This window comes from Dietzia sp. CW19, assembly GCF_014145265.1.
Lineage (GTDB): Bacteria > Actinomycetota > Actinomycetes > Mycobacteriales > Mycobacteriaceae > Dietzia > Dietzia natronolimnaea.
The window spans coordinates 1-16,259 of record NZ_JAALEE010000167.1 but is presented as its reverse complement, the minus strand read 5'-3'; the positions used below and the strand labels follow the sequence as shown (position 1 = coordinate 16,259).

The window sequence follows — 16,259 nt, the reverse complement described above, 5'->3', positions numbered from 1 at the left end:
TCGTCGTGGGACGCGCACCCGACGGCCACGCCCCGGCCGGCCTGCTCGACCAGGAGGGCATGGATGTGCTGCCGACTGGCGGAATCCAGGCCCGCATCCGGCTCGTCCATCAACACGATGTCGGCGCGGCTCGCGAGCGCCTGGGCGAGGAGCGCGCGCTGTCGCTGGCCGCCGGACAGCTCCGTCAGGGACCGGGACTCGAGACCGTCCAGGCCGACCGCCGCGATCATCTCGGCCACGACGCCCCGGGCCTCCCGCCTGCCGATCCGTCGCCCCCACGTCCCCATGGAGACGGTGTCGCGAACGGTGAGGGGAAGGGTCTCCGGCGCGGCGGGCCGCTGGACCACGAGTGAGACCGAGCCGAGCCGACGCACCTCGCCCCTCAGGGGCGACCGGACGCCGGCGAGCAGCTCCACGAGCGTGGATTTCCCCGACCCGTTGGGGCCGGCGAACGCGGTGACGGTCCCGTACGCCAGCTCCACGGAGACGTCGTGGAGGACCTCTCGACCCGCGTAGCCGTAACACAGCCCGTGGGCGCTGATGGCCGGTCCCGGTGGGGGCATGCTCTGCGCCTCCTTGTTGATAATGAATGTCGTTATGGATACTGTACGTCCTCGTGCCCCTGCTCCTCGATCCGTTCGGTACCGCGTTCGTCGCGCGGGCTCTCGTCGGCGGCGTCCTGGTGGCGGTGATCTGTGGAGTGGTCGGCACCTGGGTCGTCATCCGGGGCATGGCGTTCTTCGGCGAGGCGATCGGGCACGGGATGCTCCCGGGAGTCGCACTGGCCACCGTTCTCGGCTTCCCGGCCCTGGTGGGCGGGGCCGTCAGTGCGGTGGCGATGAGCGCGGCGATCGGGGCGCTGCAGAAGCGCGGCAAGCTCTCCTACGACACCACGATCGGGCTGCTGTTCGTCACGATGCTCTCGGTCGGGGTGATCATCGTGTCCCACTCCGGAAGCTTCGCCACGGACGCCACGGCCATCCTCTTCGGTGACATCCTGGCGATCCGCGGTCCCGAACTCATCACCCTGGCCGCCGCGCTGGCGGTCACGCTGGTCGTGGCCGCCCACTTCCACCGGGCCTTCGTCGCCGCGGCCTTCGATCCCCGCGTCGCCCAGACCCTGGGGCTGCGGCCGAGGGTCGCCCAGGTGGCGCTCGTCGGACTCGTGACCCTCGCGGTGGTCGCCTCGTACCAGGCCGTCGGGACCCTGCTGGTGGTGGCGTTGCTGCTCGCCCCCGTGGTCGCCGCGAACCGGTGGACCAGACGCATCCCGTCGACCATGGCGCTCGCCGCGGTGTTCGGGAGCGCCGCCGTGGTGATCGGTCTGCTCGCCTCCTGGCACGCCGGGACGGCCGCCGGCTCCTCCATCGCGTTCTCCGCGATCGCACTGGCAGGGGTCTCGGCGTCAGCACACGCGGTCCGCCAGACGATTCGCGCCACCCGGCTCTCGCGCCACCGTCCCACGGTCGGCCCGGTCGACCCTGTCAGCCCGGTCAACCCCGTCACCCCGGCCAACCCGGTCACCCCGGCCGCAGCGGAAGCGCCCGCCCCGTGACAAACCCCTCGAGAAAGCAGAGCATGCGCACCCTCAGATCGATCGCCCCCCTCGTCGTCGTCGCCTTGATCCTCACAGCATGCGCGGGTGGCGCCGACGACCCGGACGCCGCCCCGGCCGGGACCGCCACGACTGCGGAGGAGTCCTCGCCGCAGGAGTCCGGCAGCGGGCACGGCGAGATCGAGGGCGCCGAGGAGGTGGCTGAACCGCAGCTACACCTGGTGAGCATCGACCGTACGGGTGCTGTCGGAATGCTCAACCTGCTGGACGGCACCACGACCGAACCGGGCAGCATCGACCCGCCGACGGCGGTCACCTCGGACGGCCGGTACCTGTTCGCCGACACCGGTGCCGGAGTGGAGATCGTCGACAGCGGCGTGTGGACGTGGGATCACGTCGACCACTTCCACTACTACCGGACCTCCCCGAGCATGCCGGGAACGGTGGCCGGAGAGGGACCGGCGGTCGTCTCGACCTCCGGAAACGCGACCACCGGCGGCACCGGGGTGTTCTTCCCCGAGTCGGGCGAGGCGGTACTGCTCAGCAACGAGGCCCTGTCCAAGGGTCGGATCGAGGAGGTCTTCCGCCTCGAGACCGAGCCGCACGAAGGCCTGGCCGCTCCCCTCGGCAGTGGCGCGCTCGTCACCACCGTCGACGAGGCGGGGGCAGTCTCCGGGGTCGAGTTCCACGGGGCCGACGGCTCGCCGGTCGACGGCGCGACGGCGCCCTGCGCGGATGCTCAGGGTGCCGCGACCACCCGCATCGGCGTGGTCGTGGGGTGTGCAGACGGGGTACTGCTGGCCACCTACGAGGAGGGCGAACCGCAGTTCGAGCGTATCGCCTTCCCCGACGGGACCCAGGCGCCGCGCGCAACCGACTTCCGGGGCCGCAAGGGCCGGCCGGCCGTTGCCGCGCTCGCCGGGGACCAGGGCTTCTGGCTGCTCGACACCCGGGCACGCGAGTGGCAGTTCGTACCGACGGATGTGCCGTTGGTACAGGTCTCCGCCGCGAGCGACGACGACTCCCACGTGGTGGCGGTGGACCGTCAGGGCCGGGTCCGCGTCTACGACGGCGAGGCCGGGGCCGAGATCGCTGCCACCGATCCACTGCTGGCCGAGGCGGTCGCGACCCCGGAGACGGCAGCCGGAATCGAGCTCACGGTCGACCGGGAGCGGGCGTATGTCAACGACCCCGCCGCGGGGGTCGTCCACGAGATCGACTACCGGGGTGACGCACGGGTTGCCCGGAGCCTGGACACGCCCACCACGCCCGACTTCGTCGCGGAGACCGGACGATGAGGCGGCGTTCGGTGCTGTCCGCCGTGCTCGTCACCGCGGGACTGGCCTTGTCCGGGTGCGCGATCGTGGACGGCGCCACCGACGACCATCCGACCATCGTGGTGACCACCAACATCCTCGGTGACGTGGTGGAGAACGTGGTGGGGGAGGCGGCCGACGTCACGACCCTGATGAAGCGCAACGCCGACCCGCACTCGTTCGAGATCTCCGCCCAGGAGGCGAGCCTGATGGATCGCGCCGACCTGGTGGTGTCCAACGGGTTGGGGCTCGAGGAGGGGCTCCAGCAGCACCTCGACCGGGTGGCGGCCACCGGCGTGCCGATGCTCGTCGCGGGGGAGCAGGTCGAGGTCATCGACTACTCGGAAGGGGATGCCGGCGGCACCGCCGACCCGCACTTCTGGACCGACCCGGCCCGCATGGTCGACGTGGTCGACGCGCTGGAGGCCGAGTTGGTGGAGGTCGACGGCATCGACCGGGCTGCCGTCGAGGCGGGCGCCGACCGGTACCGGGATGAGCTCGACGAGCTCGACGACGAGATGACCGCCGCGTTCGCCACCATCCCCGCCGACAACCGCGCCCTCGTCACCAACCACCACGTCTTCGGCTACCTCGCCGAGCGTTTCGACTTCCGCGTCCTCGGCGCGGCCATCCCCGGCGGGACCACCCTCGCCTCCCCCAGCGCCTCCGACCTCGACGGGCTCGCCTCGGCGATCACCGAGGCCGGCGTCCCCGCGATCTTTGCCGAGTCCTCCCAGCCGGATCGGCTGGTGCAGGTACTCGCGAGCGAGGCCGGGATCGACACCCGGGTGATCGAGTTGTTCACCGAGTCGCTCACCGAACCGGGACAGGGCGCCCCCAGCTACCTGGAGATGATGCGCGCGAACACCGAGCGCATCGTCGACGGGCTTTCCACCTGACCACCTACGAATCAAGAAGGACGATTGATGAGAACACGACACACCCGCGGGGCCGGAGCGGTCGCGATGCTCGCGACGGCAGCGCTGCTCGCCACCGCGTGCGGCACCGGCGGCGGCGACGCCGATGCGGACGACGCCGAGGCACAGAACACCGCCACCACCACCTCAGCGGCCTCGGAGGCGGGCTCCTCGGAGAACCGCCTGGCCGTGGCGTACGAGAACGGCGTCGCGGTCCTCGACGGTGAGACCCTGGAGGTCATCGAGGAGTTCGAGACCGAGGAGTTCACCCGCCTGAACGCGTTCGGCGACGGGCAGACCGTGCTGGTGACCACGTCCGACGGGTTCCAGGTGCTCGACACCTCGGTTCCCGAGCTCACCGACCTGGTGATCGAGGCCGACACCCCGGCGCACGTCGTCCGCCACGCCGGCAAGACGGTGCTCTACGACGACGGGACCAGCGACACCTTCATCTTTGACACCGCGGCACTCGCCGACTCGGGCGGCGAGCTCCCCGAGTTCGAGACCGTCCCCGGCGACCAGGCCCACCACGGTGTCTCGATCGTGCTGACCGACGGCACGTTCCTCACCACCATCGGTAACGACGAGGGCCGCACGGGTGCGTTCGCCGTCGACGCCGACGGCGAGGAGATCGCCCGCAACGAGGAGTGCCCCGGCGTCCACGGCGAGGGCACCGCTGCCGGGGAGACGGTGATCTTCGGTTGTGAGGACGGCGCCCTGATCTACCAGGACGGGGAGTTCGAGAAGATCACGGCCGCCGATGAGTACGGCCGCATGGGCAACGCGTACGTGAGCGAGGACAGCCCGCTCGTCGTGGGTGACTACAAGGACGACCCGGACGCCGAGAGCGTCCTGCTCAGCAAGATCGCACTGATCGACACCGAGGCCCGCACCCACGAGGTCGTGGACCTGCCGGAGGGTGTCGGGTACACCTGGCGCGACGTCGTGCGCGGCCCGAACGACATGGCCTACCTGCTCGGCACCGACGGTGCCATCCACGTGATCGACCCGGCCACCGGCGAGATCACCGAGACCTACGACGTGATCGATCCCTGGGAGGGTCCGGCGGAGTGGCAGGACGCGCACCCGTCCATCGTCGTGAACGGGGACATCGCCTACGTGAGCGAGCCGGCGAAGAACACCGTCTACGCCGTCGACCTCACGACCGGTGAGGTCGTCGCGTCCGGCCAGACCCCGGGTGCGCCGAACGAGATGGCGGTCGCGCTGGGCTAGAGCCTGCTTCTACGGCCGACGCCGATCATCGCTGCGGATGGCGATGGTCGGCGCCGGTCCTCGTCGAGTGGGTTCGTAGAAGGACCCCTCGAAGGACCACGCGGTGGCCGCTCTCCGGCATCCGCAGTAGAGCCGTGGCACCGGTGCAGCCCTGCGGGTCATCCCGCTGTGGTGTGAGCCAGCCTCAGTGTGGACACCAGGCGGGCTCCCTGGCCGAGTCCCACCTTCGGGAGGTAGGCCCGTCCCACCGCGACACCGATCGCCGGTAGCGTCGCCGCATCCGGGTAGCACAGATGTAGAGGGCGGTACTCCGGGTGGAACTTGGCCTTGAACGCCAGGAGCGAGCGGAACCCGTAGACGGGTTCGAGCGTCTCCCCCACGCGGTCCAGGACACCGGTCAACGACGACGCGTCCCGGGGCGCGGGCGGGCCGTCCCCGCTCGGTTCACGTCGACCGTGCCCGAGCGGTGCCCCGGACAGGCTGAGGAACTCCAAGCCCTCCTCCTTGCCCGTGAGCGCGGCGGAGGCGATGAGGAACTCGGTCGTCGGACGGAAGCCGCCGGTACGGCGGCGCATGAAGTCCAACGTGAGGCCCACGAGCACACCCTCTCGGTAGACGGGGAGCCACGAGGTCACGCCGTGAACGACGTCGTCCCCGTCGACGGCCAGCAGCAAACGCACCTCGGGATCGCGTAGCTCGTCGATTCCACCGAGGGTGAAACCCATCTCGGGCAGACCCTTGTCGGCCACCCATTCCTCGGAGATGGCGACGATCTGCTGAGTCAGCGTCAGGGGAGCCTCGGCGAAGGTCGTCCACGTGGCCGTCACCTGTTCCTTGCGCGCCCGGTTCAGGGCGGTGCGGACATCCTGGAACCGTTTGCCGGTGAACGCCAGGTCGGGCAGGGGGATCACGGTCTCTTCGGCCACCTGGACCGAGGACCACCCCGCCGCCCTCAGCGCCGCCGCCAGCTCGTCGTCGACGGAGTAGAAGCAGGGATCCAGCCCCTGCAGAGCGCAATGTTCGGCGAACTCCAGCGCCGCGGCGCCGGACTGATCCGGCGGCCCCACCGGGCCTCCGGTGGTCAGCGCGACCCGGCCGACCACCCGGAAGGCCACCGCGGACCGGCGACCCGGCGGGTGCTGGTCGGTGAACCAGTACTCGTTGCCGTCCCAGGTCGTCATCCACGACAGAGAGGACCCGCCCGGTGTGTGCAGCAACTGCCGTAACCGCTCGTGGGCCGCGGGGTCCTCGTCGATGCGCCGCGCCCGCAGAAGGCGCCACAGGACGACGATGACGCAGGCCCAGACGGCGACGCCGATCCACTCGAACAACGCCGTCGCCGCGTCGGAGACGGGGAGTAGGGTCGGCCCGAACAGGCCCAGGTACGCAGGAGGAATCAGGCGAGCCGGATAGTCGCGGGCGAGCTCGGCGATCGACGGGTCGGAGAGACCGGACGCCGCGACGCCCTCCGTGACCACCGCACCGAGGCTGACAAAGGCGACGAGCCCGCCGAGCACCACCGCAGTGATCGACAGGGCCGACTGTCTGAACGCGCGACTGCTCGCCCGCACGCGGAAGAACCGTCCGGTGGCCAGCAGGGTGAGCAGGACCGCGGTCACCACCACCAGCGGCGACACCACCCAGACCGTGAGCGCGTGCGGGGCCGCCCCGAAGATCAGTTGGCGTCGTCCGTGGCCGCCGTTGATGGGTCCGGTGACGAGCAGAGCGACTGAGGCAGCGAGCTGAGTGCCGTACGCGGCCAGCGCCCACCAGCGTGCCGCGCGCCGGCCGCGTCGGAGTCCGTCGGCCAGGACGAGGATGAGAACGGACGGCATGAGGGTGAGAGCGAGGGGACCGACCCCGGTCAGGCGGAGAAGTTGTCTGGCGTTCCAGCAGTCGATCCCGCCCGGGGCGGCCTCGCACAGCTCGGCCACCTGTGCCGGGGTGTAGGGCACCTCGCGTACGAGCTGACTCAGGGGCGCCAGGGGCCCGACCGCGCCTGAGGTGAGCGAGACCAGGAGGGGGCCCAGGACGGTCGCCGCCACGACCAGGGCCACGAGGGTTCGGGTCTCCCGGACCGATCCGCCGAGCAGCGGGGTGCGGTGGCGCTCCGTCGCCTGCAGGGCACCGACGGCAAGTCCCGCGAGTGCCCCGGACAACCGGACCGCATCCTGGGGATGCCCGGCGAACAAGAGGAGAGTGACGAGAACAGTCAGGACGACGGCGCGGATCCGGCGTCGCCACAGGGTCGGCATCCGGCTCGTCGCCGCCAGCAGGATCCCGAGGATCCACGGCAGCGGATCGACCCACGAGTGCGCTGGGGCCACCGGCGCCCCCCTGTCCCCGTTGGTCAGAATGCCGACCAACAGGTCGCGACCGATCCCGCCGAGAACCCCTCCGAGTTGAGCGGCGAGGGCGGTGACGAGGAGGCGGGTCCCGCCCAGCAGGCGCTCGGCGACCGGGCCCACCGCCAGAAGCAACAGGGTGGAGACAAGGAGATCGGCGAGGCCGGAGACGACCAGGCCGGACGTGATCGGGGTCCAGACGAATCCGTGGCCCAGGGACACCGACCCCGCTGCGACCCTGTCGAACCACTCGGGATCCGGACCGTGGAGCGCTGTGCCGGTCACTGCGGCCACCACCCACATCAGGGCGAGCAGTGCGATGGTGACCGGGGAGGTCGACCATGCCCGGGCCGCGTATCGGCGCACGGTGGAGATCGTCGGCCTCATCGGATGAGCCCAGTCCTCTGGGCGAGCCAGGGAAGTTCGCGCTCGAGGCCTGCGGACCACACGGCGTAACTGTGCCCCCCGGGCAACTCGGTGAGGTGGGCGTCGACCCCTGCGGACAGCGCGGCTGCATAGAGGTCCTTCGCCGCCGGGCCGTACTCGGTGTCGGTGGATCCGTAGACGAACGCGCCGGCCAGGCCGGGGAAGTGCCGGCTCGCGAGCAGGTCGGCGGGGTTGTTCTGGCGGAATGCCGCCTCGTCTCCGCCGAAGAACTGTTCGACGGTGGCGGATCGCGTGCCGATCGTCGGTTCTCCCTGCCCCGACATGTCGAGGAAGGTCGGGAAGACGTCCGGGTCGGACAGGGCCATCTGGAGCGCGCACGTCCCGCCGAAGGACAGCCCCCCGATCGCCATCGACATCGGCCCCGAGGCGACCTGCAGGTTCTCGTGGATCCACGCCGGGACGTCGACGGACAGGTAGGTCCGGGCATCGCCCCGGGGCGAATCGACGCACAGCGTGTTCCCGAGCGACTCCCCGATCGGGTCGGCCACCACCACGACCGGGGCGAGCCCGGCATGCCGGTCCGCGAACGCGTCCGCGATCACCGGCAATCTCCCGGAGACCACCCAGTCTTCGGGGGCGCCGGGCTGACCGGCGAGCAGGACGAGGACCGGGAGCAGTGGGCGAGGCTGCGCGAAGTATGCCGGCGGCAGATAGATCTGGGCGGGCCGCGCCGTGAAACCCGACGCGGTCCCGGGGATCGTCGCCTCGGTGATCGCCCCGCTCGTCGGCATGTTCTCGGGCGGCGTCCACACCTCCTCCACGGCGGTCCCGGGCGGGAGATCGTCGCCGACGGTCGTCGGGGCGGACCCGAGGACGTCGGCAAGGGGGACGGTCCGGTGTTCCGGCACTCCTATCAGGGTGCCGACGGTGGGGAACTCGGCGTACACACGGTTGACGTGACCGCCGGCGCCGAGGAGCACGGCAACCGTTGCGAGCACCACTCCGCCCACGCGCCACGGGCGCCGGGAGGTACTTCCGCCGGCCAAGCAGGTGACCGCGAGCATCACCGCGAGCAGGGACACGGCGATCCACACGTACACCGTCCGCGGGATCGCATCCGGGAAGGGTCTGAACACCCCTTCGACCAGGACCCCGCCGGCCACGGTCACCAGCACGGCGGCGACCGTGCACGCGGGCAGCATCCGTAGCCACCAGCGGCGTCGATCCCGGGAGTCACTCTTCCCTCCCGTGGAGCCGGCGAGCGACAGGCCCGCGAACCCGACCACCACGAGCACCCACAGGGTCGCCAGCACCGGCGTCTCCAGAAGAGACACACCGAGTAGCTGCTGCACCGCCACCCACCTCCACCGCGAACCACGTCAGGCCGCCTGTCGAACCCGCGTCGTCGTCACCCGCGTGACACCGCGGGTCGAAGCCTAGGAGGGTTTGCTGAGACGACGCGGAGACGGGCACAGCGCTGTCACCAGAGTCAGTGGCCGAGGTCGGTGGCCGAAAGGGTGCGGGTCCACGCCCAGGTAGCCGAGGAAGTTTCCCCCAACACCGTGCCGAACCGTCGCGGAGGGATGTGCAGGAATGCATACTTCCCACGCTCATCGCGACCACGTCGGATAGCCCGTCCACCGTCACGGGTATCGCGCTGTCACCGGCGGAACCGTCGCCCAGTTGCCCGTAGTGGTTCAGTCCCCAGCAGTGGGCGCCGCCGTCCGTCAGGACCGCACACCGCGCAGTGCCTCAGCCCCACGGGCGCGCAAGCTTCTTGGCGATGGTCTGGTGTGCGAAATCGTGAACTCGGCATCGTTTACTTGTAATAACGTCTGGATATCGGTTCGCCCCGCCGTCGGTTCGAGAGGATGCCCTGCCGGCCTGACCCGGGCAATGTGTGGGCGGGGGTTTCCTTATTCATGCCGGGGGGACAGGTCGTGGTTGCCACTTGCGCCGTTCAGGGGACCAGCAGCCGGCGGTGATCGGGTTGTCGGGGGAGAGGACAGAGTTCAGCAGCGCTTCGGCCGTGGTCAGCGCGCTGTCGACAGCACGCAGTTCTGGGCGGGGTCGATGGAGGGTGCCCACGAATTTCTGGTATCCGGCCGGCCACTCGTCACTGGGAAGGATGAGGCGGGGAGGGAGAGCCAGGGTGCGGATGCGGGACTGTTGGCCTAGTGCGGTGCGCAGTTTTCCTGCGTCCACTTCGAGTTCGAGGGCGATTAAGGCGATGTCGTAGAGATCTCGGTACCGGGTGGAGCTACGGGTGCCGTGGATCTCGTACATGGCGCAGGTTTTATCGGCGAGCTGGTTTTCTATCGGGTAGGACAGCACGGTGAAGTGCCGGCGAGCGAACGGGACCTCGAGTGGGTCGGCGCGGGTGACCGCCAGTGGTTCGGTGACGGTGGGCGCCTCAAGGTCTCCGGAGACGTCGATGTTGAACCGGGAGAACTCGGTAGTGCCGAATCGGACGATGACGGTCAGTTGGATGTTCTCGACGGTTCCGCTGGCCGTCTCCCTCCGTGGGTTGCGCACATAGAAGGTGTACGGGCCTATTGTGGTCTGGTCCATGGCTGCGATCAGACTGTCGGCGGCTGCGCGATGGCCTGTGGGGGAGGCTTGCCGGTACAGGTCCAAGTCTTGGGTGTGGCGAGCCCCGGGGATGAGGCAGTAGAGATTGGTGCCGCCCTTAAGGACCCACACCGGGTCGGTGGCCATCAGTTCTGCGAGGAACACTTCGCGGAAAAACCTGCTGTAGACGGCGTTCGGGGTCAACTTCTGCTGCTTAGCGAACTGGCGTAGCCCGGCGGTGATCTGGCCATGAGTGGCCCGCGGTCTGGGTTCAGGCATCGTCCCGGCCGGCCTGGTCGTCGTCCTCGGTGTCACTGGTCTTGCTTCGCTCTTGACGAAGCCAGTTAGCGCCACCACCAACGCTGCTGCCATAACCACCACCGGTAGCGGCTAGCGCGTCCCCGAAGGCCTGCACGGTAGTGCTGGCTTGGGTTTCCAGCTTCTCTCGGAGCGCTGGGGAGAGCATCGCCGACGAGTCTAATGCTGCCGACGCAGGTAGCTTAAGGTTCGGGGCAGTTCTGGCGGCGATCTCGCGGAGCTGTTCCTGGATCGGCGCTATCGCCTGCTGCATCATGCGGGCGAGGTGGTCATCGCCAGCGCGGTGGCTCGGGAAGAGTTCCTCCAGACGAGCGCGCATTGCTGGCGCGGTGTTGCGGATAGTTCCGAAGTTCTCAGCTACCGGCGCGAGAGCCTCTGCCAGGTCATCTGTGGTGGTTAGACCCCTGGACAGCGCATCGGCGAGCATATCGATGAGGTGTCCCGGTTCATGCCCGGCACGGGCCAGGTCAAACACAGTTCTTTCCACGGTGGTGATCGGCAATCCATCCATGTCGATGACTTCCCCCGGGGACAGCGCTGCGGTGACGAACCGAACACCGCGCTGGCGTGTCTGTCGTCGGCCGGGCGTGGTGAAAATGATCGCCTCGCTGGGCAGATCGCCAATTCCATGCAGCTGCGCGGCGGTTTCGTGGGAGACGACCGCGTACTGGTCGTCGTTGTATCTGCGCTCAGCGGCCAGGGCATGCGGTTTCAAGGCCAGCCATTGCGCCCGAACCTCGAGCACGGTCGTCACTGGGGTTGAGGCGCTCGCGTAGACCCCGTGACGCACCCGCAGCAGTACTCCACGGTCCACGAGGCGACTCAGGAGGACGGCACTAACACCCAGCTCTCGGGCCTGGGCGGCAGTGAACAGGCCCCACTGCTGGGCCGCAAGATCCAAGACGGCCTCCGTCGCTTCCCCCAGTTTCATACTGCAATTATTACACATAGGGCTACTTTTGCAGTTCCCAACGAGTGCTGCCGCTTCAATAATGCCCGAAATAGATACTATTGAAGCGTCCAAGTGTGCGGCCTCAAGGCGATGCATTGCTGGCGGGCGAGAGCATCGCTTACGCAGCCGAATAAGACCCAACAACGCTTGGCGGCGCACAAGGGAGGTCGGCCCGTGACCCAGAGCGGGTAAGAGCGATGCACACTTACCCGGGAACGGCCCCCGAGACGCACGGTCGTCATCCATCGCTCTCTCCGGACCCCGTGCGCCCCTATGGCGAGGCGGACCTATCCGCGCGTGACCTCACTCAGGTCCCCGGTCGCCACGTCGTAGACGAACCCGCGAACAGCGGTGCCGTGCAGGAGGAACGGGTCGGCCTCGACGCGCGCCAGCGATTGGCGGACGTCCGCTTCCACTTCTGGAAACGCCTCTGGTGACCACCGCGGACGCAGTCCTGTGTCGGCCTGGATCTGGTCTTTGAAGTCGTCGTCGCGGAATGTGAGCATGCCGCAGTCGGTGTGGTGGATCAGCACGATCTCCTCGGTGCCCAGGAGTCGCTGGCTGATCGTGAGGGACCGCAGGACGTCGTCGGTGACCACGCCTCCGGCGTTGCGGATCACGTGCGCGTCACCCTCGGACAGCCCCAGCAGCCCGTACGGGTTGAGGCGGGCGTCCATGCACGCCACCACGGCGATCTTGCGGCCGGGCGGCATGGGCAGGTCGCCCTTGTCGAAGTCGGACCGGTAGGCCGAGGCGGCCTCGAGCAGCTCGTCGGTGACTGTCATGTCCGGAATCTAGTCCCGGAGTCGAACCAAGACCAGCGTTCTTCTTGCCCCGATCACAGGCGACTCCCGCCAATACCCGGAGCCGCTTCCGGCACGCCCGTTCGGTGGGATGCTGACCGGATCGGCGACCGTTCCGGTGTGTGGGAGGTGTCCATGACCGATACCCCGTCCGCCCCGGGTCGGGACGCGGGAGACCCCGGCCTGGCCGCGCCGACGCGCGCCCTGCGGCCACCGGCCCTCAAGCGGGTGATCGGGCCGGGTCTGCTCCTGCTGTTCATCGTCGGGGACATCCTCGGTACCGGCATCTACGCCCTCACCGGCAAGGTCGCCGAGGAGGTCGGGGGCGCGGCGTGGCTGGCGTTCCTCATCGCGTTCGCCGTCGCGGTCCTCACCGCCACGAGCTACCTGGAACTGGTCACCAAGTACCCGAAGGCCGGCGGCGCCGCCGTGTACGCACACCGCGCGTTCCGGGTCCAGATCCTGACCTTCCTCGTGGCCTTCGCCGTCATGGCCTCGGGTCTGACCTCGGCGTCCTCGGCCGCCCTGGCCTTCGCCGGGAACCTCAACGAGGCGGTCGGGCTCGACCTGATGTCCCGGACCTGGCCGCTGATCGGAATCGCCCTGGCGTTCATCACCGCGGTCGCGGCCGTCAACCTCCGCGGCGTCTCCGAATCGGTCCGCCTCAACGTGGTGCTCACGGCCATCGAGCTCACGGGCCTCCTGATCGTGATCGCGATCGGGGCGTGGGCGATCGGACACGGCCAGGGAGATCTCTCGCGCGTCACGGAGTTCGACACCGCCTCGGGCGAGAGTCCGGTCCGGTCGGTCACGGCCGCCACCGCCCTGGCCTTCTTCGCCATGGTCGGGTTCGAGGACTCGGTCAACATGGCGGAGGAGACCAAGGATCCGGTGCGGATCTTCCCCAAGGTCATGTTCGCGGGACTGGCGGTGACCGGCCTGATCTACGTCCTCGTCGCGATCTCCGCGGTGGCCCTGGTGAGCCCGGAGGAACTCGGCGAGGGGGAGACCCCGCTGCTCACGGTGGTGGCGACGGGCGCCCCGGCGTTCCCGATCTGGATCTTCGCGTTCATCACCATGGCCGCCGTGGCCAATTCGGCACTGATCAACATGCTCATGGCGTCCCGGCTGGTGTATGGCATGGCCCAGGAGAAGGTGGTGCCGCGGGCGCTCGGCCGCGTCCTGCCCGGCAGGCGGACTCCGTGGGTGGCCATCCTGTTCACCACCGTGTTGGCGGCCGGGCTCGTCGCCCTGGCCGACCTCACCGCCCTCGGCGGGACCACCTCACTGCTGCTGTTGGCGGTGTTCACGGTCACCAACCTCGCGGTTCTGGTCCTGCGCCGGCAGCCGGTGGAGCACGCGCACTTCCGGGCGCCGACCGTGGTTCCGGTGCTGGGGCTGCTGAGCTGCGGCTTCCTCGTGTCCCCGTTGTCCGGGCGGGCGGATGCGGACTACCGGCTGGCCGGGGTGCTGCTGTTCGTGGGCGGCGGACTGTGGTTGGTGCAGCAGATCGCCGGAGCTATCGCTTCCGGTCGGAATGGTCGGCGAACCTCTCGAGGTCCCGGACATGCCCCGAGACGATGATCACGTCCTCCGCACCGATCGAGGTCTCCGGCTCCGCGTAGTGGAACGGCTGGCCGGGAGGCTTGATCCCCACGATGTTGACCTTGTGGCGACTGCGGGGGCGGCACTGATCGATGGTGCGTCCGACGACGTCCCTCGGGGGGAGCATGCGGGCGATCGCGAAGTTGTCGTCGAACTTGATGAAGTCCATCATCTGGTTGGCGACCAGGTGCGCTACGCGGACGCCGGCGTCGTGCTCGGGGAACACGACGTGGTGGCACCCGATCCGGGTGAGGATCTTTCCGTGGGCCTTGTTGATCGCCTTGGCCCACACGTGCTCCACGCCCAGGTCGACAAGGTTGACGGCCACCAGGACGGACGATTCGATCGAGGTCCCCACGCCCACCACGGCGGTGGAGAAGTCCTGCGCGCCGAGCTGTTGGAGTGCCTCGATGTCGGAGGCGTCCGCCTCCACCACGTGGGTCAGGGAGTCGGCGTACTTCTGCACGAGTCCGTGATCCCGTTCCACCGCGAGCACCTCACGCCCCTGGGAGACGAGCTGGGTGGCCAGGGAGACGCCGAAGCGGCCCAGGCCCACGATGAGCACCGGGGACTGGCGACGGTTGCGGTCAGCCAATGATCGGCCTCTCTGTGGGTAGGCGGTATCTGGTGCGCTGGGCTCGCATGGTGAGCGCGGTGGCGAACGTGATGATGCCGACGCGGCCCGCGAACATCAGCCCGGACAGAACGTACACCCCCGCGGGCTCGAGTTCCGCGCTCAGGCCGGAACTCAAACCGCAGGTGGCGAACGCGGAGATGGACTCGAAGAGCGGGCGTCCGAGGTCCTCGCCGGTGAGGACCATCAACGTCAGGGCCGAGGCCGACACGAGAGTCAGTCCCATCCCTGCGACGGACACGGCGATCCGGACAGAGGACGTGGGCAGCGCGCGGCCGTGAGCGGTGGTGTCCTCCTGCCCTCGGGCCTCGGCGAGGAAGGCGAGAAAGATGACGGCGAGGGTGGTGACCTTGACCCCGCCGGCGGTCGACACCGAACCACCGCCGACGAACATCAGCGCGTCGGTGATGAACATGGTCGACGACCTGGTGTCCGCCGGCTCGATCACCGCGAAACCCCCGGATCGCATCATCACCGAGGCGAACAGGGAGTTCTGGAGCTTGTCCGTGACGCTCTCCCCGCCGAGGGTCGCGACGTTGCTCCACTCCAGCGCCGCGAATCCCAGAGCCCCGACGAGCATCAGCAGGACACTGAACTCGACGGTCAGGCGGGTGTGGAGGTTCCACCTGCCGAGGTGCCACTGGTGTTTCCACAGGACCAACAGGACGGGGAAACCCAGGCTGCCCAGGAACACTGCGCAGATCAGTGCCCAGAAGACGACGGGATCGTGGGCCACCGCCGCCAGGCCGTCGGGGTGGAGGATGAAGCCGGCGTTGTTGAACGCGGAGACGGCGTAGAAGACGGCATGCCAGATCCCGTCGCCCACCGAGCCCTGCTGGGCGATCAGCCGAGGGGTGAGGATCAGGGCGATGACCAGTTCGACCACGGCCGAGGAGACCACGATCGTCTTGATCAGCGACCCGACCTCCCCCAACCCGCCCGCCGATGTCCCGGTCTGCGCCAGCAGGCGGGTGCGGACCCCGAACTGCCGGGTGACCGAGAGTGCCAGCATCGACGAGATGGTGACGATGCCCAGGCCACCCAGTTGGATCGCCGTCAGGATGACCACCTGACCCGCTGACGACCAGTGGGCGGCCGTGTCGACCGTGGTCAGACCCGTCACCGACACCGCTGACGTGGCCGTGAAGACGGCGTCGTGCAGCTCCGGCGAGCTGCCCGAGGACGTGGCCCACGGCATCATCAGCAGTGCGGTGAACAGGGCGATGGCGGAGGCGAACGCCGCGAGCGCGGATCTGGCCGGGGAGCTGTAGGTGAACGCGCGAATCGCCTGCGCGCCCGAGGAGAGGACGCCCGCGCTCCTGGACACCATGGGAGTGAGGGTAACCCCAGCGCCCTCCCCGGATGTCAGCCGCGTGCGCGTCGTGCCGCGAGTCCCAGGATCACGTCCAGGACGAGGAAGGCCGCCAGTGAGATCCCCAGGAGCGGGACGGCCCACCCGATCGCCGCGACCACGGTCACGCCGACCAGGGTTCCCACGGGGCGGCGACGCAGCAGGTCGAGCGTGGCACCACGTGCGGGGGGCCGGGCCAGACCGCCGGTGCGGGTCGGTCGCCGCGTCCACCACAGGACGTAGCCCCGGACGATGACGACGACGAGGGCCGC

General features: G+C 69.2%; 13 protein-coding genes and 1 pseudogene. 5 read left to right on the top strand and 9 right to left on the bottom strand.

Translation table 11 applies throughout. The features are described from left to right. A partial coding sequence (locus G6021_RS05885) for an ATP-binding cassette domain-containing protein (RefSeq protein WP_182640841.1) occupies positions 1-563 on the bottom strand: 563 nt, incomplete at its 3' end. Positions 564-589: 26 nt separating this feature from the next. Here G6021_RS05885 and aztB point away from each other — a divergent pair. Genes aztB through aztD form a run of 4 tightly spaced genes read left to right on the top strand, consistent with a single transcriptional unit; the run spans position 590 to position 5,021 of the window. Continuing rightward, positions 590-1,555: a zinc ABC transporter permease AztB gene (gene aztB, locus G6021_RS05880; protein ID WP_187700486.1), complete on the top strand. Its 966-nt coding sequence runs from the start codon at positions 590-592 to the stop codon at positions 1,553-1,555. A gap of 23 nt (positions 1,556-1,578) precedes the next feature. Beyond that, positions 1,579-2,853, top strand: a complete 1,275-nt coding sequence (locus tag G6021_RS05875; RefSeq protein ID WP_182640840.1) for an ABC transporter — start codon at positions 1,579-1,581, stop codon at positions 2,851-2,853. Next, complete coding sequence (gene aztC / locus G6021_RS05870; RefSeq protein ID WP_182640839.1) at positions 2,850-3,770, top strand: zinc ABC transporter substrate-binding protein AztC; 921 nt, start codon at positions 2,850-2,852, stop codon at positions 3,768-3,770. Before G6021_RS05875 ends, aztC begins: the two co-directional genes overlap by 4 nt. A 27-nt stretch (positions 3,771-3,797) precedes the next feature. After that, on the top strand, positions 3,798-5,021 hold the full coding sequence (gene aztD / locus G6021_RS05865) for a zinc metallochaperone AztD (RefSeq protein WP_182616796.1): 1,224 nt from the start codon (positions 3,798-3,800) through the stop codon (positions 5,019-5,021). Between the two features lie 158 nt (positions 5,022-5,179). Here aztD and G6021_RS05860 read toward each other — a convergent pair whose 3' ends face one another. The 5 genes from G6021_RS05860 to G6021_RS05835 form a co-directional block, all read right to left on the bottom strand. Continuing rightward, the gene (locus G6021_RS05860) at positions 5,180-7,732 is read right to left on the bottom strand and encodes a DUF2156 domain-containing protein (protein ID WP_347238373.1); all 2,553 of its coding nucleotides are present in this window, start codon (positions 7,730-7,732) and stop codon (positions 5,180-5,182) included. A gap of 17 nt (positions 7,733-7,749) precedes the next feature. Then, positions 7,750-9,105, bottom strand: coding sequence for an alpha/beta hydrolase-fold protein (locus G6021_RS05855; protein ID WP_347237885.1), 1,356 nt, complete (start codon positions 9,103-9,105; stop codon positions 7,750-7,752). 568 nt (positions 9,106-9,673) lie between these two features. Beyond that, a complete protein-coding gene (locus tag G6021_RS05845) occupies positions 9,674-10,528 on the bottom strand; it encodes a nucleotidyl transferase AbiEii/AbiGii toxin family protein (RefSeq protein ID WP_182617011.1) in 855 nt (284 codons plus the stop codon). A 67-nt stretch (positions 10,529-10,595) separates the two neighbouring features. After that, a complete protein-coding gene (locus G6021_RS05840) occupies positions 10,596-11,573 on the bottom strand; it encodes a type IV toxin-antitoxin system AbiEi family antitoxin domain-containing protein (protein ID WP_182609800.1) in 978 nt (325 codons plus the stop codon). A gap of 308 nt (positions 11,574-11,881) precedes the next feature. Then, positions 11,882-12,379: a carbonic anhydrase gene (locus G6021_RS05835; RefSeq protein WP_182609799.1), complete on the bottom strand. Its 498-nt coding sequence runs from the start codon at positions 12,377-12,379 to the stop codon at positions 11,882-11,884. Positions 12,380-12,532: 153 nt separating this feature from the next. Here G6021_RS05835 and G6021_RS05830 point away from each other — a divergent pair, with 153 nt between their 5' ends. Continuing rightward, on the top strand, positions 12,533-13,981 hold the full coding sequence (locus tag G6021_RS05830; protein WP_182609798.1) for an APC family permease: 1,449 nt from the start codon (positions 12,533-12,535) through the stop codon (positions 13,979-13,981). Here G6021_RS05830 and G6021_RS05825 read toward each other — a convergent pair. The 3 genes and pseudogenes from G6021_RS05825 to G6021_RS05815 form a co-directional block, all read right to left on the bottom strand. Continuing rightward, on the bottom strand, positions 13,917-14,597 hold the full coding sequence (locus G6021_RS05825) for a TrkA family potassium uptake protein (protein WP_187700485.1): 681 nt from the start codon (positions 14,595-14,597) through the stop codon (positions 13,917-13,919). The genes G6021_RS05830 and G6021_RS05825 overlap by 65 nt on opposite strands. Beyond that, positions 14,590-15,966 carry a potassium transporter TrkG gene (locus G6021_RS05820; protein ID WP_182609797.1) on the bottom strand — a complete coding sequence of 459 codons (1,377 nt, stop codon included), beginning with the start codon at positions 15,964-15,966 and terminating at the stop codon, positions 14,590-14,592. Before G6021_RS05820 ends, G6021_RS05825 begins: the two co-directional genes overlap by 8 nt. 35 nt (positions 15,967-16,001) lie before the next feature. Beyond that, positions 16,002-16,259 (bottom strand): annotated as a pseudogene (locus G6021_RS05815) (PepSY domain-containing protein); the annotation flags it as partial.